Annotated in this window: 19 protein-coding genes; 10 read left to right on the top strand and 9 right to left on the bottom strand. The window is 75.0% G+C overall.

Features of this window, described 5'->3' with window-relative positions:
* The first annotated feature begins 278 nt into the window (after window positions 1-278).
* Window positions 279-1,022, top strand: coding sequence for a hypothetical protein (locus tag CRP39_RS06700; RefSeq protein ID WP_097205521.1), 744 nt, complete (start codon window positions 279-281; stop codon window positions 1,020-1,022).
* 49 nt (window positions 1,023-1,071) lie between these two features.
* On the opposite strand, the gene CRP39_RS06695 is transcribed toward CRP39_RS06700, so the two are convergent.
* The 3 genes from CRP39_RS06695 to CRP39_RS06685 all read right to left on the bottom strand — a co-directional run bounded on the left by CRP39_RS06695 (window position 1,072) and on the right by CRP39_RS06685 (window position 4,453).
* Window positions 1,072-2,769, bottom strand: coding sequence for a DUF885 domain-containing protein (locus CRP39_RS06695; protein WP_097205520.1), 1,698 nt, complete (start codon window positions 2,767-2,769; stop codon window positions 1,072-1,074).
* Window positions 2,766-3,299 carry a heme-binding beta-barrel domain-containing protein gene (locus tag CRP39_RS06690; protein WP_097205518.1) on the bottom strand — a complete coding sequence of 178 codons (534 nt, stop codon included), beginning with the start codon at window positions 3,297-3,299 and terminating at the stop codon, window positions 2,766-2,768. Before CRP39_RS06690 ends, CRP39_RS06695 begins: the two co-directional genes overlap by 4 nt.
* Window positions 3,300-3,508: 209 nt before the next feature.
* On the bottom strand, window positions 3,509-4,453 hold the full coding sequence (locus tag CRP39_RS06685) for an NAD-dependent epimerase/dehydratase family protein (RefSeq protein WP_097205517.1): 945 nt from the start codon (window positions 4,451-4,453) through the stop codon (window positions 3,509-3,511).
* 130 nt (window positions 4,454-4,583) lie between these two features.
* Between CRP39_RS06685 and CRP39_RS06680 the strand changes: the two genes are divergently transcribed.
* The 3 genes from CRP39_RS06680 to CRP39_RS06670 all read left to right on the top strand — a co-directional run bounded on the left by CRP39_RS06680 (window position 4,584) and on the right by CRP39_RS06670 (window position 7,406).
* Window positions 4,584-5,267 carry a TetR/AcrR family transcriptional regulator gene (locus CRP39_RS06680; protein ID WP_097205515.1) on the top strand — a complete coding sequence of 228 codons (684 nt, stop codon included), beginning with the start codon at window positions 4,584-4,586 and terminating at the stop codon, window positions 5,265-5,267.
* 1 nt (window position 5,268) lies between these two features.
* A complete protein-coding gene (locus CRP39_RS06675) occupies window positions 5,269-6,015 on the top strand; it encodes a DUF4184 family protein (RefSeq protein ID WP_097205513.1) in 747 nt (248 codons plus the stop codon).
* 143 nt (window positions 6,016-6,158) lie between these two features.
* Window positions 6,159-7,406, top strand: a complete 1,248-nt coding sequence (locus tag CRP39_RS06670; protein ID WP_245853651.1) for a PP2C family protein-serine/threonine phosphatase — start codon at window positions 6,159-6,161, stop codon at window positions 7,404-7,406.
* A 92-nt stretch (window positions 7,407-7,498) separates the two neighbouring features.
* Here CRP39_RS06670 and CRP39_RS06665 read toward each other — a convergent pair whose 3' ends face one another.
* The 5 genes from CRP39_RS06665 to CRP39_RS06645 form a co-directional block, all read right to left on the bottom strand.
* A complete protein-coding gene (locus tag CRP39_RS06665; RefSeq protein WP_097205509.1) occupies window positions 7,499-7,792 on the bottom strand; it encodes a DUF1416 domain-containing protein in 294 nt (97 codons plus the stop codon).
* A 6-nt stretch (window positions 7,793-7,798) separates the two neighbouring features.
* The gene (locus tag CRP39_RS06660) at window positions 7,799-8,626 is read right to left on the bottom strand and encodes a sulfurtransferase (protein ID WP_097205507.1); all 828 of its coding nucleotides are present in this window, start codon (window positions 8,624-8,626) and stop codon (window positions 7,799-7,801) included.
* Between the two features lie 285 nt (window positions 8,627-8,911).
* Window positions 8,912-9,289 carry a thioredoxin family protein gene (locus CRP39_RS06655; RefSeq protein ID WP_097205505.1) on the bottom strand — a complete coding sequence of 126 codons (378 nt, stop codon included), beginning with the start codon at window positions 9,287-9,289 and terminating at the stop codon, window positions 8,912-8,914.
* A gap of 42 nt (window positions 9,290-9,331) precedes the next feature.
* Window positions 9,332-10,021, bottom strand: a complete 690-nt coding sequence (locus tag CRP39_RS06650; protein WP_097205503.1) for an LmeA family phospholipid-binding protein — start codon at window positions 10,019-10,021, stop codon at window positions 9,332-9,334.
* A gap of 13 nt (window positions 10,022-10,034) precedes the next feature.
* Window positions 10,035-10,856, bottom strand: a complete 822-nt coding sequence (locus CRP39_RS06645; RefSeq protein ID WP_097205501.1) for a hypothetical protein — start codon at window positions 10,854-10,856, stop codon at window positions 10,035-10,037.
* A gap of 257 nt (window positions 10,857-11,113) precedes the next feature.
* Between CRP39_RS06645 and CRP39_RS06640 the strand changes: the two genes are divergently transcribed.
* From CRP39_RS06640 to pstB, 6 genes are all read left to right on the top strand, one after another.
* A complete protein-coding gene (locus CRP39_RS06640; RefSeq protein WP_097205499.1) occupies window positions 11,114-11,845 on the top strand; it encodes a winged helix-turn-helix transcriptional regulator in 732 nt (243 codons plus the stop codon).
* Between the two features lie 7 nt (window positions 11,846-11,852).
* Complete coding sequence (mshD, locus tag CRP39_RS06635) at window positions 11,853-12,794, top strand: mycothiol synthase (RefSeq protein WP_097205497.1); 942 nt, start codon at window positions 11,853-11,855, stop codon at window positions 12,792-12,794.
* Window positions 12,795-13,004: 210 nt separating this feature from the next.
* Complete coding sequence (gene pstS, locus CRP39_RS06630; protein ID WP_097205864.1) at window positions 13,005-14,117, top strand: phosphate ABC transporter substrate-binding protein PstS; 1,113 nt, start codon at window positions 13,005-13,007, stop codon at window positions 14,115-14,117.
* Window positions 14,118-14,234: 117 nt separating this feature from the next.
* The gene (pstC, locus tag CRP39_RS06625) at window positions 14,235-15,185 is read left to right on the top strand and encodes a phosphate ABC transporter permease subunit PstC (protein WP_097205495.1); all 951 of its coding nucleotides are present in this window, start codon (window positions 14,235-14,237) and stop codon (window positions 15,183-15,185) included.
* Entirely contained in the window at window positions 15,185-16,267 is a 1,083-nt protein-coding gene (gene pstA / locus CRP39_RS06620) for a phosphate ABC transporter permease PstA (RefSeq protein ID WP_097205494.1), read from the top strand. Before pstC ends, pstA begins: the two co-directional genes overlap by 1 nt.
* Window positions 16,268-16,301: 34 nt before the next feature.
* Window positions 16,302-17,081, top strand: a complete 780-nt coding sequence (pstB, locus tag CRP39_RS06615; RefSeq protein WP_097205492.1) for a phosphate ABC transporter ATP-binding protein PstB — start codon at window positions 16,302-16,304, stop codon at window positions 17,079-17,081.
* Between the two features lie 81 nt (window positions 17,082-17,162).
* On the opposite strand, the gene CRP39_RS06610 is transcribed toward pstB, so the two are convergent.
* Entirely contained in the window at window positions 17,163-19,247 is a 2,085-nt protein-coding gene (locus CRP39_RS06610) for an LCP family protein (protein WP_245853649.1), read from the bottom strand.
* Window positions 19,248-19,415 lie beyond the last annotated feature (168 nt).

Genomic DNA, 19,415 nt, shown 5'->3' with positions numbered 1-19,415 from the left:
GGTACACGAGAGAGGAGGTGGTCCGTAACTTGCATGCTTATCGGACTCGTGAGGTGGCTGTCCGCTAGCCGCCGTCCAGATGGGCCGCCCGTTCAGACGACAGTCTGAGCGACGGCAGATCGCCCGTCCGTCGTACGGCGGCGAGCGAGAACCGGACAGTCACCCGACCCCCGGGCCGCCGACCGTTGTCCAGTCGGCCCGCGTGCAGCTCCCCCGCTCCGGCGGGGTCCAGCGCCGCGGAGCAGCCCGGGGGTTGTCCGTTCTCCGGGGGGAGTCAGGTGCAGTTCGCCGGCTGGGCGGATGGGAGGGCCGGCTCCGAGAGCGACGTCTCCGCCGGCACCTGGGTCGCCGAGGCCGTCGGTCCCTCCTCCGAGCACGTCGTCGGGGGGCTGGTGCCGCCGGTCTTCGCCGCCTACGCCCGCGTCTTCCACCCCGCGGCGCGCTACGCCGGCCTGCACGACGTCGACGTCTCCTGGACCGAGGTCGCCGCGGCCAACCGCACCGTCGCCCACCCGGCCATGGAGTGGGGCTCGATCACCGGCGCGATGGAGTTCCTCACCGAGGCCGACCAGTCCCCGCTGTGGGACGGCGCACCCGCCATGGGGCACCTGCCCGTGGCCGTCGCCACCCGGCTGGCCGACGTCCTGGCCCGGCACACCACGACGCCGGAGGACTGCTGGTTCGGCGTCTGGTCCGGCTTCGGCTACGCCGTCGCCGACCGGCCGACGCTCGACCTGCCCGGGCGCGAGCACTGGCTGCTGCGGGGGCCGATCGGGCTCGCCGCCGCGAACCTGGCGCCCGAGCCGGCCGAGCAGAGCGCGAACCTGTGGTGGCCGGCCGACCGGGCGTGGTTCGTCGCCACCGACATCGACCTGGTCGCCACCTACGTCGGCGGCAGCCAGGCCTGCATCGCCGACGTGGTCGCCGCCGAGGGCCTCGAGGTGGCCGAGGTGTCCCCGAACCAGCGCGTCACCTGGGACGCCGACACGGTCAACCCGCTGCCCGTCGACGCCCCCGACTGACCACCGAGGGGCAGACATGGCCATTTCTGCCCCTCGGGACGTGCGCGGGCTACAGAACGGCGAGCTCCGCGGCGAGGTCGTCGAGCCCCAGCGACCCCTGTGACAGCGCGGCCATGTGCCAGGTCTTGAGGTCGAAGTCCGCCCCCCGCGCGCGGAGGGCGGCGGCGCGGCCCTCCAGCCACGCCCGCTCCCCCAGCTTGTAACTGATCGCCTGCCCCGGGATGCCCAGGTAGCGGATCAGCTCGCTGTCGAGGAAGGCGGTGCTGCTCCCGCTGTGCTCGCCGAAGAAGGCGCGGCCGAGTTCCGGCGTCCACGGCCGCCCCCGGTGCCCGGCCAGCACCCCCTCGGCGTCGTCGGGGACCGGCAGCCGCAGGTGCATGCCGATGTCGACGACGACCCGCATGGCGCGCAGCTGCTGGGCGTCGAGGTAGCCGAGCCGGGTGCCGGGGTCGGTGAAGTAGCCGAGCTCGTCCATGAGCCGCTCGGCGTAGAGCGCCCAGCCCTCCACGTTGGCGCCCACGGAGCCCAGCGAGGTCTGGTACGTCGACAGCTGCCCGGACACGTACGCCCACTGGGCCAGCTGGAGGTGGTGGCCGGGGACGCCCTCGTGGTACCAGATCGAGGTGAGGTCCCACAGCGGGAACCGCTCGCGGCCCAGCGTCGGCAGCCAGGTGCGGCCGGGGCGGGAGAAGTCCTGCGCGGGGCGCGTGTAGTACGGAGCGGCGGCAGTGCCGGGGGGCGCGATCATCGCCTCGACGCGGCGCACCGGCTCCGCGAGCTCGAAGTGCTCGCCGTCCATCGCCTCGATGGCCTCGTCCATCATCGCCTGGAGCCGCTCGCGGATGGCCTCGACGCCGTCCACGGCCGGGCCGTGGACCTCCAGCCAGCGCATCGCCTCCATCGGGGTGCCGCCCGGGACGACCGCCTGAGCCGCGGCGCGCTGCTCGGCGAGGATGCGCCCGTGCTCGGCCCAGCCCCAGGCGTAGGCCTCCTCCAGGCCGTCGCCGGCGCCGAGGTCTGAGCCGGTCCAGCGGCGGGCGTGCAGGGCGTAGCGGTCGCGACCGACGGCGTCCGGCGTCCCCTCGGCCTGGGGTGCATAGGTGTCGCGGAGGAAGTCCCGGATCTCCGCGACCGCCTCGTCGGCGGCGCGCGCCGACGTCTCCAGCTCCGCGCGCAGGGCGTCGGGGCCGCCTGCGGCGAAGCCGGCGAAGAAGGGGCCGGTCAGCCACTCGTCCAGCTGCCCGACGACGGTGGACACCTGGCGGGGCGCGACGAACAGCCCGCGGCGGGCACCCTCCTCCAGCGACGCCCGGAAGCCCCGGTAGGCCTCGGGCACCCGCGCCATCCGGCGGGCGATGACCGCCCAGTCGTCCTCGGCGGCCGAGGGCATGAGCAGGAAGACCTGCCGGATCGAGTGCACCGGGCTGAACAGGTTCGACAGGGCGCGCAGGCCCTCGCCGGCCTCGTGGACGGCGAGCTCGGCACCGAGCCGCTCACGCAGCAGCCGGGCGCAGTTCCGCTCGATCGGGTCGTCGGCCAGCGCGGGGTCGGCGGCCAGGACGCGGTCGAGCTCGGTGAGGGTGTCGCGGGCCAGCTGCGCCTCGGCCTCGAGTCCCGGGGGGCTCGGGTCGGGCAGCCGGTCGTCGCCGGGGCGGGCGCCCAGCGAGGTGGCGACGAGAGGGTCCAGGTCGCAGACCGCGTCGACGTACCGGTCGGCGACCTGGCGGGGAGTGCTGGCGTCGCTCATCGGATCCGTTCCAGGCGGGCGGACATGGTGGGGCGCAGCGGCGCGTCGCTCCCGGCCCGGTCAACGGCGTACATGAGCGCACCCTCGACGATGCCGTAGAGCCGGACGGCGCGGGCGACGTCCGGCGCGTCCGGCGTCCGGGCGACGACGTCGCTGGTCAGCTCCCAGCTGGTCGTCGTCCGCGCCCGGCCGACGTAGATCTCCACCAGCCCGTCGGGGCTGGCCACGAGCAGCTCGACGTCGTCCCCGCCGCGGGGCCGCCAGAAGCCGGACTCCCGCACGTCCGGGCCCACGATCTGCCCGTCGTCGGTGAGCCGCCAGGTGCGGGACTCGTAGGCCAGGAAGCCGCGGCCGTCGTGGCTGAAGCGGATCCACTGGCCGAACCGGTGGTCGCCGCCGGCACCGGCGGCCTGCCCCTCGCCGTGCCACTCGCCGAGCAGCGGCAGCACCCCGAGCAGCCCCTCGGAGACCTCCGGGCCGGAACGGACGTCGACGGTGTCGGGCACCGGCAGCTCGGTGTCGCCGTTCACGAGTCCTCCTCGCCGGCGCTCGGCCGCGTCCGCGGCGCTGCCGTGGTCACGGACGAGCTCGCGAGCTCGTTCATCGACGCGCTCCCGTGGGGCGCCGGGCGAGCCGGACGGCGCCGTACCCGCAGCTGAGCGCGGCGAGCGACGCCAGGGCGACGAGGACCCAGGCAGAGACCATGGGCTCCACCGTAGGACGCCGCCCGGCGCCCGGCTCAGGCGGTCGCCGGGACCGCCACGGCCGTCGCGGCCACCACCTCGGGCCACGGCGTCGCGGTCAGCCCGAACGTGGCCGTCGTCGCCGTCGCGTCGATCACGTACTCCTGGTCGAACTGGTGCCGGATGTCGACGATCTCGCGCATCATCGGCGAGACCAGCCCGATCCCGCGCAGCACCGGCCACGGGATGCCGCTCACCCGCGCCGGAGGTACCGGGGACGCGGGCGAGGACATCGCCGCGGCCAGGTCGCCGAGGGCCTGCCGCTGTGAGCGCGGCGGTGCGCTCGGCACGTGCCACGCCCGCCCCAGCGCCCGCTCGTCGGTGCCCAGGGTGGCCAGGGTGGCGGCGACGTCGGGCAGGTACGCCCAGCTGCGCGGCGCGTCGGGGTCGCCGATCACCCAGGCACGCCGGCCGCGGCGCAGCGTGGGCAACTGGCGGACCAGGTGCGAGCGCGCGGCCGGCACCTGGGGACCGACGTAGTCGGCGGCCCGCGCCTCGGTCATCCGGATGCGGCCGGCCTCGTGCGCGGCCAGCGCCTCCTGCCACATCGCGATCCGCACGCGGCCCTTGACGTCGGTGGCGGCCAGCGGGCTGTCCGGGCTCATCGGGTTCTCGGGCCGGCCGTAGACGTAGAGGTTGGACATCGTCACCAGCACCGCGCCGGTGCGCTCCGCAGCCGACAGCAGGGCGGCGGCGACCGGCGGCCAGTCGGTGGCCCACCGGTGGTAGGCGGGGTTGACGGCGTTGTAGAGGGCAGCGGCGCCCCGGGCGGCCTCGGCGAGGGCGTCGGCGTCGCTCGCGTCGACGGCTCGGTGCTCCACCGCGTCGGTCGAGGTGCCGCCGCTGCGGGAGAGCACCCGCACCCGCTGACCCTGCGCGGCCAGCAGCTCCGCGGTCGTCGTCCCCACCGGGCCCTTGCCCACGATCACGTGCAGTGCCACGTGGTTCCCTCCTCCTCCTGGGCGAGAGCGGCGCTCTCGGTCCGGGACAACGCTCGCACTCCATCCCCATCCCGGTCAAGAGCAGTGCTCACAGTTGCGGTCACTGCTCTCGTCACGGGAGGATGCGCGCATGCCACCCACCGCCCGGGAGCGCGTCCGCGCCGAGCTGACCGCGGAGATCACCGCCGCCGCGCGCCGGCAGCTGGCCGAGGTGGGGGCCGCGGCGCTGTCCCTGCGGGCGGTGGCCCGGGAGCTGGGCATGGCCTCCTCAGCGCTCTACCGCTACTTCCCCAGCCGCGACGACCTGCTGACCCGGCTGATCATCGACGGCTACGACGCACTCGGTGCCGCCGCCGAGGCCGCCGACGACCCCACCGCCGCACCGCGCGAGCGGTGGGTGGCGGTCTGCCGCGCCGTCCGCGGCTGGGCCCGCGCCCACCCGCACGAGTACGCCCTGCTCTACGGCTCACCGGTGCCCGGCTACGCGGCTCCACGGGACACGGTGCCGGCCGCCGCCCGCGTCGGCGTCGTCCTCGGACGCGTCCTGGGGGACGCCGCCCGCAGCGGCGCCCTGCCCGCGGTCACCGGCGTCCCGCGCGACCGGTCCCTGATCAGCGACGAGACCGCGGCGGTGCTCGGCGGGGGACACCCCGCCCTGGACGACGCCGTCCGGCTGCGGGCGCTGCTGGCCTGGAGTTCGCTCTACGGGACGATCAGCTTCGAGCTGTTCGGGCACCTCGTCGGGTCGGTCGAGGACGCCGACCGCTACTTCGACGCGGCGATGGCCGAGCTGGCCGGCCTGGTCGGCCTCTGACGTGCCCTTCACCCCCAGCCACGCAGCGGCGGTGCTGCCGTTCCTGCGCACCCCCCTGCCGGCCTCGGCGCTGGTCATCGGCAGCATGTCGCCGGACCTGCCCTTCTACCTGCCCGTGCCGGTGCCGGTGCCGACCCACACCGCGCTCGCCGTCGTCACCGTCGACGTCGCGCTGGGGGCGCTGGCCTGGACCGTGTGGCACGGGCTGCTCGCGCCGCCCGCCGTCGCCTGCGCCCCCAGCGCCGTGCGGGCGCGGCTGACCGGCCTCCGGCTGGGTCTGCGGCCGCGGACCGCGACGGTCCCGGCGGTGGTCTGGACGCTGCTGGCGCTGGCCGTCGGTGCGGCCACGCACGTCCTCTGGGACGAGTTCACCCACGCGCGCCGCTGGGGTCCCACCCTCCTGCCCGTGCTGGCCGATCAGTGGGGGCTGCTGCCGGGCTACCGGTGGCTGCAGTACCTCGGCGGACTGGTCGGCGGGCTGGTGCTGCTCGCGTGGCTGGCCCGGTGGTGGCGACGGACCCCCGCGCGCCCCGCGGCCGCCCGGCCCGCAGCGCGCTGGGTCTGGGCACTGCTGGTCGTGGTCGGCGTCGCCACCGGGGGCGCCGCGGCCCTGACCGCGCCGAGCCCTGGGTCGGCGGCCTTCGTCGGCGCCACCTGGGGCGGGGGCAGCGCGCTCGCCGTCGCCGTCGCGCTGGCGGCCGGCTGGCACGCCCGCCACCGAGCGGCCGGGGACCAGCCCGTGCGCTGACCCGCCCGTCGGCCCCGGGGCAGCGGGTGCCCGCGCGGCCGCCCGGACCGATGCGGCAGGCTGGGACGCCGGTCGGACGAGGCAGGACACCGGAGGGCAGCGTCATCGAGGAGCATCGGCGGGTCGGCCCCGACACCGGGGAGGTGCGCCTGCAGGCGGTCGAGAGCCGGCTCTCGCGCACCGTCGCCCGCTACGAGCGGGTGCTGGCCAACGTCGCCGACGGCATCTACGGCCTCGACGCCGACGGGCGGGTGGAGTTCGTCAACCCGGCCGCGGCGCGGATGACCGGCCACCCCGCGGACGAGCAGCTCGGCCTCGACCAGCACGAGCTGCTGCACGCCGTCCGGCCCGACGGGTCGCCGTACCCCAAGGCGGAGTGCCCGGTGTGGCGGGCGCTCCGCACCGGACGGACGATGGCCAGCGACGACGAGGTGTTCTGGCGCGCCGACGGCACGCCCGTCCCCGTGGAGCTCATCGCCGTCCCCACGGTGGAGGACGGCGCCGTGACCGGCGTCGTCGTCTCCTTCCGCGACCTCACCGACCGGCTGGCCGCGCAGCGGCAGGCCGCCGAGCTGCAGCGCCTGGCCGAGGCGGCCGCCGCCCAGCGGGCCCTGTCCGACCGCCTGCAGCAGGCGCTCCTGACCCCGCCGCCGGAGCCGGACCACCTGCACATCGCCGTGCGCTACCGGCCGGCCGCCCACGAGGCCCAGGTCGGCGGCGACTGGTACGACGCGTTCCTCCAGCCCGACGGCGCGACGATGCTCGTCATCGGGGACGTCGTCGGCCACGACAGCACCGCCGCCGCGGCGATGGGACAGCTGCGCGGGCTGCTGCGGGCACTGGCCTACGACAACGACGAGCCGCCCTCGGCCACGCTCACCCGGGCCGAGCACGCCGCCCGCGGGCTGGCGGTCAGCAACCTGGCCACCGTGGTGCTCGCCCGGATCGAGCGCCGTCCGGACGTGCCCGTCGCCGGCCCCCGCGTGCTGCGGTGGAGCAACGCCGGGCACCTGCCGCCGGTGCTGCTCGCCCCGGACGGCACCACCACGCTGCTGGAGACGCGGCCCGACCTCATGCTCGGGGTCGACCCCGACGCACCCCGCACCGACCACACCGCCGAGCTCGACGACGGCGCCACCCTGCTGCTGGTCACCGACGGGCTCGTGGAGCGCCGCGACGCCGACCTCGACGAGGGGCTGGCCACCCTGCGGGAGGCGTTGCGGGACCTCGGCCGGGTGCCGCTGGAGGAGCTGTGCGACACGCTCCTGGCCCGGGTGCTCCCCGCGGACGGCGCGGACGACGTCGCGCTGGTCGCCGTCCGCGTCTACCCGGAGGACCGGCCCCGCCCACCGGAGGCCGGACCCAACCGCCTGCCACCCGGGCTGGCCTGAGCACGCGAGAGCGCCCCTCTCGCACGAGCGAGAGGGGCGCTGCCGTGTGGCCCCGCCCTGAGCCTGCGAAGGTGGGCGGACGGGGTCCTTCCTCAGGCGATGGCGACGGTGGTCTCGTTCAGGCCGACCTCGGCGGTGAGCACGCGCTCGCCCCTGCCGACCGGCGCGAGCGAGCGGAGCTTCCACTCACCGGGCGCGGCGAAGAACCGGAACTCGCCTTCGGGGCTGGTCACGACCTCGGCGGTGAACTCGTCGGTCGCGTCGAGCAGCCGCACGTAGGCGCCTGCGACGGGCGCGCCGTCGTGCCAGACCGAGCCCTGGATGACCGTCTGGGTGCTCAGGTCGATGCCGGCCAGGCCACCGCCCTGCTTCGGGGCTCCGCACATGTCAGCTCACTTCTCGATCGGGACGCCGACCAGCGAGCCGTACTCGACCCAGCTGCCGTCGTAGTTCTTCACGTCGGACTTGCCGAGCAGCTCACGCAGCACGAACCAGGTGTGGCTGGAGCGCTCGCCGATGCGGCAGTAGGCGATGGTGGCCTTGCTCTCGTCGAAGCCCTGCTCGTCGTAGAGCTTGGCCAGCTCCTCGTCGGACTTGAACGTGCCGTCCTCGTTGGCCGCCTTGCTCCACGGGATGTTCATCGCCGTGGGCACGTGGCCGCCCTTCTGCGCCATCTCCTGCGGGAGGTGGGCGGGGGCGAGGATCTTGCCGGAGAACTCGTCGGGCGAGCGGACGTCGATGAGGTTCTTCGAGCCGATCGAGGCGACGACCTCGTCGCGGAAGGCGCGGATCGACAGGTCGGGGTCCTTGGCCACGTACTGGGTGGCGGGGCGCTCGACCGGGTCCTTCGACAGCGGGCGGCCGTCGAGCTCCCACTTCTTGCGGCCGCCGTCCATGAGCTTGACCGACTCGTGGCCGTAGAGCTTGAAGTACCAGTACGCGTAGGCGGCGAACCAGTTGTTGTTGCCGCCGTAGAGGACCACGGTGTCGTCGTTGCCGATGCCGCGGGAGGACAGCAGCGCCTCGAACGCGGCCCTGTCGACGAAGTCGCGGCGCAGCGGGTCCTGGAGGTCCTTCTTCCAGTCCAGCTTCACGGCGCCCTCGAGGTGGCCGCCGTCGTAGGCGCTGGTGTCCTCGTCGACCTCGACGAAGACGAGACCGGGCTGGCCGAGGTGCTCCTGGGCCCAGTCGACGGAGACGAGCACGTCGTTGCGGCTCATGGGGGGTGTTCCTCCCTGGTGGTCGGGGTGTGCGGGTCGGACGGGATGCGGGCGCCGGATCGGACCCGCGGTGGACTCACGTGCGGGGGTGCGCCCCGGGCCGGCTCCGGTCCGGGGGACCGGGTGCGCGGGGCTCGTGCGGCAGTGCTCCCGGACGGCGGTCGGAGCGCGTCTGGACGAGGCAGGCTCGCCCTCAGGGGGCCGGACACAGGCAGCTGCCGACGCGGCACAGGTCGACTGTGCGGCGCGAGGTCAGCAGGATGCCCACGGCGTGAGGGTAACCGATCACACGCCACTGCCCTCCCCGGCGCCTCGGCCGGCGGGCAGCTGCGCCGCCACCAGCGCGGCGAGCTCGCCGGGCCGGGGAGCGCGGTCCAGCCGGCGGAGCAGGCGTCCGTCGGGGGCCAGGAACAGCAGCGTCGGGGTGACCCGGACGTCCAGTGCCCGGACGGCGTCGAGGTGGCTCTCGGCGTCCACGTCGACCGCGGCCAGCCCCGGCCGGGTGGTGGCCATCTGCCGCAACCGCGCCCGGGTCGCCCGGCAGGGGCCGCAGAACGCCGTGGAGAACTGGACGACGGTCAGGTCGGCGTCCTGCGGGCGCACACCCAGGCCGTCCAGGACGGCGGCCGGCACCCAGCCCGCGATGTCCCCGGTCGCGTCCATCCCCTGACCCAACCCGACCGGTCCGGGACGTGTTCCCGGGGGTCAGCCGCGCAGCACGGTGTCGGTCGCCTCGACCGCGACGTCCACGCCGTCCTCGCCGGGGCTCACGCCGGTGACCCGGAGGCCGAAGGGCAGTTGGGGGACGGGATAGCGCAGCTCCAGCAGGTCGGTGGCCTGCGCCACGAGCCAGCTCGGCACCTCCACGCCCGCGCCGGAGGCCTCGGAGACGTCGACCACGACGTCGTCGCCGTCGAGGGTCACGGTGCCCGTGGCGGTGAGCGGCAGGGTGAGGCCGGCCAGCTGCACGGTGCTCTCGATCCGCAGCCCGTCGCCCTCCCGCGCGAGGGTGGTGCCCGGGGGCAACTGCTCGGACAGCAGCGCGTAGGACAGCGTCGCCGTCCCGTCGATCCGCTCCACCGGCACCTCCTGCACCGACCCGGACAGGACGGCGGACAACGGCACCTCCACCCCGCGCAGCCGGACGGCGGCCCGGGTGCCCTCCGGCTGGCCGAGGTCGGCCGCGGTCAGGGCGATCCGCACGTCGTCGTACCGCCCGCCCACCGCCTGCGTGAGGAACGGGAAACCCGCGATGTCGACCACGGGCTGTCCGGCCAGCTGCCCGCGTTCGGCGATCGCCTCCCCCACCCGGTCCTCGGCGATCCCCACGCCGACGCGGTCGGCGACCGCCGCCAGGCCGAGGAGCAGGAGCAGCACCACCACCAGCGCGCGCACGGCCGACCGCCTCTCAGAGGGCGTTCTGCAGGACCAGGGAGAAGGCGACCGGCGCGCAGGCGGCGAACGGCAGGACCGCCTGCACCAGCGGCACGGCCCACGCCGTCCGCGGCCCCTCGGCCACCACGTACCCCGCGGCCAGGCCCACCAGCGCGGCCACCCCGGCCAGCGCCAGCCCGAAGAGCAGCACCGGGAGGACGTCGGCCAGCTCACCCGTGCCGTGCCGGGCCAGCACGACCGCGGCGCCGGCGAGCACCGACACCACCAGGCCGACGACGCCACTGGGCACCCCGGCAGCGATCGCCGGCCGCGGGAGCACGAGGTCGACCAGGTGGCCCGCCACCAGGGTGACGCCGACCACCAGCAGCGCCGTCGTCGCCGCGGCGGCGTCCGGCCCGTCCGGGTCGAGGAGCACCAGCACCGCCAGCGCGGTCACCGCGCACAGCAGGAGGACGACCCCCGCCAGCGAGCCGACGACCTGCCGTCGCGGCGCCCGGCGCAGCATCTGGTGCAGCACCGCCGCGAGGAAACCCAGCCCCGGCACGGCCAGCAGGGAGCCGAGCTCGGGCCGCTCCGGCAGCACCACCAGCAGGTCGGCGCCGGCGGCCGCGGCCAGGCCGAGGGCCGGGGCACCGGCCCGCCCCTCGATGCCGGTCGCCGGCACCCAGGCCGCCACCAGCGCGACCTGCAGGACGGCGACGGCGGCCAGCCGGCCCGGCGTCCCCGCGTACTCACCGAGCAGCACGAGCAGCGCGGCGCCGGCGGCGACCGCCGCGGCCGCGGGCAGGTGCTGCCCCCGGGCCGAGAACCCGGTGCGCAGGGTGGCGGCTGTCACCCGTTGATCGTCGCAGACGCCCAGCGGCCGATCCGCTCGACGAGCGGGCCGGTGGGGCCTCCGGCGTGTCCCGAGCCCGGGACGACCCACGCGGTCGCCGATCCGCCGCCCACGGACCTCCCACGGACCGTCACGCGTTGCAGTTCGGGAACGACGGACCGGATCGGCAACACGTCGGTTATCCTGCTGTCTCTCTCTCGACAGCGTCGTCGTGGGCCCCCGGACGACCCCGTCCCCGGCTCCCCTGAGGAGACGACATGCGACTCGTGCTCATGACCGCCGCGCGCCAGGCCACGACCGAGGTGCTGCCCGCCCTCGGGCTGCTGGGCCACCAGGTGCGCGTGGTCGCCCCCGAGCTGTCCAGCCTGCTCGACGGAGACTCCGGTGACGTCGTGCTGGTCGACGCCCGCCACGACCTGATCCAGGCCCGCACGCTCTGCGGGCTGCTCTCCTCGACCGGCGTCGCCTCGGCGCTGGTGGCGGTGCTGTCGGAGGGCGGCCTGGTCGCGCTGTCGGCCGACTGGGGCGTCGACGACGTCCTCCTCGACACCGCCGGCCCCGCCGAGGTCGATGCCCGCCTGAAGTGGGCGACCGCCCGCCGGCTGGCCGCCGCCACCCCGGCCGACGGCCCCGAGGGCGGCGTCACCCAGGCCGGCGAGCTGGTCATCGACGAGCACAGCTACTCGGCCAAGCTGCGCGGCCGGCCGCTCGACCTCACCTACAAGGAGTTCGAGCTCCTCAAGTACCTCGCCCAGCACCCGGGCCGGGTCTTCTCCCGCGCCCAGCTGCTGCAGGAGATCTGGGGCTACGACTACTTCGGCGGCACCCGCACGGTCGACGTCCACGTGCGGCGGCTGCGGGCCAAGCTCGGCACCGAGCACGAGGCGCTGATCGGCACCGTCCGGAACGTGGGCTACAAGCTGGACCAGCAGGTCGCCGACGCGACCGCCGCCGCGGCCCGCACCGAGTCCGACACCGAGCTGGTCTGAGGCCGCCCTGTCCGCTCCCCTCCCCGTCCGGGACGTCCCGCGCCTGGCTGCGGCCGACGTGCCCGCCGTGCTCGCCCTGCTGCGCGCCGCCACGGCGGCCGACGGCGTCCGTCCCCTGTCGGAGGACGCCGAGCTGCGGCTGCAGCACGGCGGCCCCGCCGGTGGACGCGACGTGCTGGCCCGGACGCCGGACGGCGAGCTGGCCGGCTACGCGCGGTTCGAGGGCGGGGACGGGACCGGTGACGCCGAGGCCGAGTTCGTCGTCGCGCCCGGTGCCCGCCGCCAGGGGGTGGGCCGCTGCCTGCTGACCCGCCTGGAGGAGCTGGCCGGCGACCGCCCCCTGCGGGTCTGGGCGCACGGCGACCTCCCCGGCTCGGCGGAGCTGGCCACCGGTCGCGGCTACACCCGGGCCCGGGTGCTGCTGCAGATGCGTCGCGACCTCGCCGGCGTCGACCCCGACCCGCGGCCGGCCCTCCCCGACGGCGTGCGGGTGCACACCTTCCGGCCCGGCCACGACGAGGGCGCGTGGCTGCGGGTCAACGCCCGCGCCTTCGCCAGCCACCCCGAGCAGGGCAGCTGGACGCGCGAGGACCTGCGCCTGCGCGAGGCCGAGCCGTGGTTCGACCCCGCCGGGTTCTTCCTGGCCTGGCGCGGGGACCGGGACGACCGCGGCACGCTGCTCGGCTCGCACTGGACCAAGGTGCACCCGCCCGGCGACGAGGGGCCGGAGGCGGTGGGCGAGGTCTACGTCCTCGGCATCGACCCCGACGCCCAGGGACTGGGCCTGGGCCGCGCGCTCACCGACCTCGGGCTGGCGCACCTGCGCGCCCGCGGGCTGGGCCAGGTCCTCCTCTACGTCGACGAGGACAACACCGCCGCGGTGACGCTCTACGAGCGCAGCGGCTTCACCCGGCACGCCGTCGACGTCTCCTGGCGCCGCGCCCTCTAGTACCGGTACGGCCACGGCCGCGAGTCGCCGCGCGCCCGTTCACCTGCTCGACGTGACGTGGTTCTCACCCCGTCGACCAAGTCTCCATCGGCGTTCACCTCGCGTTCACCGAGCAACCCGGATGCGTCCACCTCGGCTGCCTAGCGTCGGTTCCCGTTGGTTCCCTGCTGCCCGGCGTCGAAGCCCGGGCACACGTCGAAAGGCACAGTGTTGAAGCTCAGCACCAGGTCGCGCGCCGTCGCTCTCTCGACGGCGCTCGCCGGCACCCTCGCGCTCGCCGCGTGTGGCGCCTCCAACGAGGGGAACGCGAGCGACAGCGGCAGCACCGGCGGCGGCTCCGCGGAGCTGAGCGGAACCCTGGTGGGCGCCGGCTCCAGCGCCATGCAGGCGGCGATGCAGGGCTTCATCGCCGGGTACTCCGGCGTGCAGTCCGGCGTGACCGTCAACTACGACCCGGTGGGCTCCGGCGGTGGCCGCGAGCAGTTCCTGGCCGGCGGCACCGACTTCGCCGGGTCCGACGCGGCGCTGGACGAGGAGGAACTCACCCAGGCGCAGGAGCGCTGCGCCGGCGGCGAGATCTTCGAGCTGCCGAACTACATCGCCCCCATCGCGGTGGTCTACAACCTCGAGGGGGTCGACCAGCTGAACCTCGCGCCCGAGACGGTGGCCGGCATCTTCAACCAGCAGATCACCACCTGGAACGACCCGGCCATCGCCGCCGACAACCCCGGCGTGACCCTCCCCGACCAGGCGATCACCCCGGTCAACCGGTCCGACGAGTCCGGCACCACCGAGAACCTCACCGAGTACCTGTCCGCCGCCGCCGGTGAGGCGTGGCCGCACGAGCCGAGCGGTGACTGGCCGGTCGCCGGTGGTGAGGCCGCGCAGGGCACCTCGGGCGTCGTCAGCGCGGTCGGTGGCGGCAACGGCACCATCGGCTACGCCGACCTGTCCCAGGCCGGCGACCTCGGCGTCGCCAGCATCGGCGTCGGCGAGGAGTTCGTGACGCCGACTGCGGAGGCCGCAGCCGCCGTCGTCGAGAACTCCGAGACCCTCCCGGGCCGCGGGCAGTACGACTTCGCCATCGAGCTGGCCCGGGACACCACCGAGTCGGGCAACTACCCGATCGTGCTGGTCAGCTACCACATCGGCTGCATCCAGTACGACGACCAGGAGAAGGCCGACCTGGTCAAGGACTTCATGGGCTACGTGATCAGCGAGGAGGGTCAGCAGGCGGCGGCCGAGGCCGCCGGTTCCGCCCCCATCTCCGACGCCCTGCGCGAGCAGGCCCAGGGTGCGGTCGACGCCATCACCGCCGGCTGACCCCAGCCGCACGGGTGACGGCCCGGGACGCCGAGACGGCGCCCGGGCCGTCGCCCCGCCCGGCGACGGGCGACCGCACCGCAGGACCCAGCCCCGCCCACACCCCACGGAGCATCGGTGACCGCCACCAGGACCCCGACCGAGCCCGGCGCCGCCAAGCCGGTCCGCCGGCCGGGCGACCGCATCTTCGCCGGTAGCGCCAAGGGCGCCGGCATCCTGATCCTCGTCATCCTCGCCGGTGTCGCGGCGTTCCTGATCGCCGAGGCGCTGCCCGCGCTCAGCGCCCCCAGTGACGACATCCCCGGCGGCGAGGGCCTGGCCGGCTACGTCCTCCCCCTCGTCTTCGGCACCCTGCTGTCCGCGGTGATCGCCCTCGTCGTGGCCACCCCGCTGGCGGTGGCCATCGCCCTCTTCATCACCCACTACGCCCCGCGCCGGCTGGCCCAGGGGCTGGGGTACGTCGTCGACCTGCTGGCCGCGATCCCGAGCATCGTCTACGGCTTCTGGGGCATCGCCTGGCTCGCGCCGAAGCTGGTGCCCTTCTACCAGTGGCTGGAGGACAACTTCGGATTCATCCCGCTGTTCGCCGGTCCGACGTCCTCCACCGGCCGCACGATGCTCACCGCCGGCCTGGTCCTGGCCATCATGATCCTGCCGATCATCAGCGCGATCTCCCGCGAGGTCTTCCTCCAGGTGCCCACGCTGCACAAGGAGGCGGCGCTGGCGCTGGGGGCCACCCGCTGGGAGATGGTCAAGATGGCCGTCCTCCCCTACGGCAAGTCGGGGATCATCGGCGGGGCGATGCTCGGTCTCGGCCGGGCCCTCGGCGAGACGATGGCCGTGGCACTGGTCCTCTCCGTCTCCGGTGGCATCACGTTCAACCTGATCAGCAGCGGGAACCCCTCGACGGTCGCCGCCAACATCGCACTCGAGTTCCCGGAGTCCAGCGGGATCGACGTGAACACCCTGATCGCCAGCGGACTGGCGCTGTTCGTGATCACCCTGGCCGTCAACATGCTCGCCCGCTGGATCGTCAACCGCCGGGCCGACTTCTCCGGAGCCAACTGATGAGCCTCCAGACGAGCCCCACCTCGACCGGCGCGTCGGCGGACGACGCCACAGCGGGGCGGTCCCGGCGCCGGCTCCCGCAGTGGGCGTCGGTCGCCGCCTTCCTCGCCGCGGCCCTTGTGGCCGTCCTGCTCGAGCTGCTCGGTGAGTTCAACATCGCGCTGGTCGTCATCTACACAGTCGTCCTCGGCACGGTCGCCGCCTACGTCGTGTCCCGGGTCGTCGAGGGCCGCCGCAAGGCGACCGACCGCCTGGTGACCTGCCTGGTCGTGAGCGCCTTCGGCATCGCGGTGGTGCCCCTGGTCGCCCTGGTGTGGACGGTCGTCGGCCGCGGCATCGAGCGGCTGGACGGGGAGTTCTTCGGCTCCTCCCTCGTCGGCATCGTCGGCGAGGGCGGCGGGGCCTACCACGCGATCATGGGCACGCTGATCATCACCCTCCTCACGACGCTGATCTCGGTGCCGATCGGGCTGATGACCGCCATCTACCTCGTCGAGTACGGCCGCGGCCGGCTCAAGCGGTCGATCACCTTCCTGGTCGACGTCATGACCGGCATCCCGTCGATCGTGGCCGGCCTGTTCGCCTACGCGCTGTTCGCGCTGTTCTTCGGCCCCGGCATCCGGCTGGGCATCATGGGCGCGGTCGCCCTGTCGGTGCTGATGATCCCGGTCGTCGTCCGCTCGGCCGAGGAGGTCCTCAAGCTCGTCCCCAACGAGCTCCGCGAGGCCGCCTACGCCCTCGGCGTCCCGAAGTGGCGGACGATCGTCAAGGTCGTCATCCCGACGGCCATCGCCGGCCTGGGCACCGGCGTGACGCTGGCCATCGCCCGCGTCGTCGGCGAGACCGCGCCCCTGCTCATCACCGTCGGCATCACGAACGGGACCAACCTCGACCCGTTCGACTCCCGGATGGCCAGCCTCCCGGTCTACGCCTACTACCAGCTCACGCAGCCGGGCGTCCCCCCGGAGTACGCCATCGACCGCGCCTGGACGGCGGCGCTGCTCCTCATCATGCTGGTCATGGGCCTCAACGTGGTCGCCCGCCTGATCAGTCGCTTCTTCGCCCCCAAGACCGGCCGCTGACCGGGTCAGCACCGACCAACGAAGGGACCACAGCGTGGCCAAGCGCATCGACGTCTCCGACCTCAACATCTACTACGGCAACTTCCTCGCCGTCGAGGGCGTCAACGTCTCCATCGAGCCGCGCAGCATCACCGCGCTGATCGGGCCGTCGGGCTGCGGGAAGTCGACGTTCCTGCGCTCGCTGAACCGGATGCACGAGGTCATCCCGGGCGCCCGCGTCGAGGGGAAGGTCGTCATGGACGGCCAGGACCTCTACGGCGCGGACGCCGACCCCGTCGACGTCCGCCGGCAGATCGGCATGGTGTTCCAGCGGCCCAACCCGTTCCCGACGATGTCGATCTACGACAACGTCGCCGCGGGGGTGCGGCTCAACAGCCGGAAGATGAAGAAGGCCGACCTCGACGACCTCGTCGAGCGCTCCCTCAAGGGCGCCAACCTCTGGAACGAGGTGAAGGACCGCCTCGACCGTCCGGGGTCGAGCCTGTCCGGCGGTCAGCAACAGCGGCTGTGCATCGCCCGGGCCATCGCCGTCGAGCCGGACGTGTTGCTGATGGACGAGCCGTGCTCGGCCCTGGACCCGATCTCCACGCTGGCGATCGAGGACCTGATGACCGAGTTGAAGGAACGGTTCACCATCGTGATCGTCACGCACAACATGCAGCAGGCCGCGCGGGTCAGCGAGCAGACCGGCTTCTTCAACCTCAACGGCGTCGGCCAGCCGGGCCGGCTGATCGAGTTCAACCCGACCGAGAAGATCTTCAGCAACCCCGACCAGAAGGCGACCGAGGACTACATCTCCGGCCGCTTCGGCTGAGCCCGACCGCACACCGGGAGGGGTCGCCGCACCGCGGCGGCCCCTCCCGCGTCCGCTGTGCCGCCGGGTGTCAGGACCGGGTCAGCCGCAGCTGACGGGCGTGGAGCTGGAGGCGGGCTCGGTCGGGGGGGCGACGGCGGCGGCTTCCGGGGCCGGCTCGGCGGCGGCTTCCGAGGCCGGCTCGGCGGCGGCACCGGGCGGCGGCACGGTCACGGGGACGACGGTCGAGTAGCCCGGGCCGATCACCAGCTGGACGGCGTCGCCGATCGTGTCGCTGGCCTGCAGCGCCGAGCCGGGGACGGCGGCGGCGACCGTGCGGGCCCGTTCCTCGGCTCCGGGCCCGTACCGGACGACGGTCTGGTTCACGGTGCCCTGCTCGTTGCCGACCGTGCCCACCCCGAAGCCCTGCCCGCGCAGGAGGTCGGCGACGGTGGCGGCCAGGCCGCTGGTGGCGGTGCCGTTGAGGACGTCGACGGTGACGTCGGCGGGGAGGACGGTCAGCGGCTGCTCGGCAGGCGCGGGCGCCGGCTGCTCGGCCTGGGCCTCCGCGGTGGGCGGGGCCGGGGCGGCGGCGTCGGCCTGGGCCTGCGCGGTCAGCTCCGGTGGCAGCCCGCCTTCGTCGATGACGGCGTCGAACAGCGAGCGGGTGGCGCCGGAGTCGAGCAGCACGTACGCCTGGTCGGTGCCGGCCGGCACGTACCCGACCTGCGACACCGGCAGCCCGGTCCGCTGGACGGCGTCGCCGGTGAGGTCACCCAGCGTGCCGGCCAGCGTGCGGAGGTCGCCGAGGTTGGTGTCCTCGTCCACGGTGAGCCCCCCGGACGCGCGCATGAGGAACTGGGTGAGGGTCACGGGGTTGCCGAGGGTGCCCCAGGACATCGCCGTCCGCAGGGTCGCGGTGAGCAGCAGCTGCGCGCGCTCGGCCACCGCGGCGCCGGTGACGTCGGAGCCGGCGTCGCCCGGGGTGAGGAACGCCGACGCCTGCTCGCCGGACACCTGGCTGCCACCGGCCGGCAGCGGCTGCGCCGAGGCGGCCACCGCGGGGGTCGGCTGCGGAAGGCACATGGCGACGCCGCCGAGCGCGTCGACCATGTCCGGCAGCCGGGTGAGGTCCACGCCCAGGTAGTGGTCGACCCGCAGCCCGGAGACCTGCTGCACGGCCCGGACCATGCAGGCGGGCCCGCCGTCGAGGAGCGAGGTGGCGAAGGCCTCCGTCGCGGGCTCGCGCAGCTCGCCGTCGGAGCCCACGCAGGCGGGGGTGTCGACCAGCGCCGTCGGCGGGATGCTCACCAGGACGGCGCGCTGCTCGTCCGGGGAGACGTGGGCCAGCAGCGTGGCGACCCCGGCGGGGCCCTCGGCGCCGGGCAACCCGGTGCCGACGACGAGATAGGTGGCCGCGCCCTCCTGCAACCGCGGCGCCAGCACCTCCGGACCCTGCGAGGCGAGGGCCTCGGCCCGCTGGATGCTCTGGTCCACGTAGAAGTAGAGGCCGAGGTGGTAGGCGACGACGACGCCCACCACCACCAGCAGGCCGAGCGCGGCCCGGATCAGCCGCCGGCGGCCGGGGCTGCGCGCCGCGCGCCGGGCGGCTCGCCGCGCCCGTGGCCCGGGCGGGGCCAGCCGGGTGGCGCCGGACAGCGGGACGTCGCGCCCAGGGATGGGGGGCAGGGGGGCGATCGGCCGGGAGTGCCGGTAGCCGGGCTGGTCGGCCAGCGGCGGGAACAGCGGGGTGGACGGCCGGCCCGGCAGCGGCGGCACCGGCGGCAGCCCGCTGCGTGCGGGCCGGGCGGCGGGCTCTGCCGGCTGTGACGCGGCGGTCCGGGCGACGGCCGGCGGCGGGACGGAGCCCTGCTCCGTGGGGGTGACCGGCCCCGCGGCCGGGGTGCCCGGCACGGGCGGGAAACCGCGTCGGGGTCCCGGGGTCTCCTCGTCCACCCGCTCGCGGGACTCGGCGCGGGCGTCGTCGGCGGCACGCGGCACGGCACGGGCGTCGTCGGCGACACGGGCGTCGTCGCCGGGGACCGGCGGCCGTCCCCTCCGGTGTGCCGGTGCCTGCTCGCCGAGGGGGAGCGGGATCTCGCCGGTGCGGGCGGCGCGGCGGCGGCCGACCTCACCGCCCTGGCGGGCGATCAACTGCTCGACGGTGATCGGTTCGCGGCCGGGCACGGCCGGGTCCGGGGACGACGGCCGCCGGCGGCCGCGGAACCGGCCCGGCGCGCGGCCGTCCCCCGCGTCGTCGCGCGTCCGCTTGTCCCCCACCGGTGTCGACTTCCCATCGTCGTACCCATGTCGCCATGGCCCGCGCCGCCTGCTCCGCGCGGGCGCGGCTGGCCG

It is taken from the genome of Geodermatophilus sabuli (genome assembly GCF_900215145.1).
Classification (GTDB): domain Bacteria; phylum Actinomycetota; class Actinomycetes; order Mycobacteriales; family Geodermatophilaceae; genus Geodermatophilus; species Geodermatophilus sabuli.
Note: the sequence above shows the minus strand (reverse complement) of the source record. Positions and strands in the feature narration are given on the sequence as shown.

Bases quoted from the DNA above. Each gene is read 5' to 3' on its own strand.
- CRP39_RS06640 (WP_097205499.1), top strand. From the start codon at position 11,114: ATGCGACTCGTGCTCATGACCGCCGCGCGCCAGGCCACGACCGAGGTG.
- CRP39_RS06680 (WP_097205515.1), top strand. From the start codon at position 4,584: ATGCCACCCACCGCCCGGGAGCGCGTCCGCGCCGAGCTGACCGCGGAG.
- CRP39_RS06655 (WP_097205505.1), bottom strand. From the start codon at position 9,289: ATGGACGCGACCGGGGACATCGCGGGCTGGGTGCCGGCCGCCGTCCTG.
- CRP39_RS06660 (WP_097205507.1), bottom strand. From the start codon at position 8,626: ATGAGCCGCAACGACGTGCTCGTCTCCGTCGACTGGGCCCAGGAGCAC.
- CRP39_RS06665 (WP_097205509.1), bottom strand. From the start codon at position 7,792: ATGTGCGGAGCCCCGAAGCAGGGCGGTGGCCTGGCCGGCATCGACCTG.
- CRP39_RS06695 (WP_097205520.1), bottom strand. From the start codon at position 2,769: ATGAGCGACGCCAGCACTCCCCGCCAGGTCGCCGACCGGTACGTCGAC.
- pstA (WP_097205494.1), top strand. From the start codon at position 15,185: ATGAGCCTCCAGACGAGCCCCACCTCGACCGGCGCGTCGGCGGACGAC.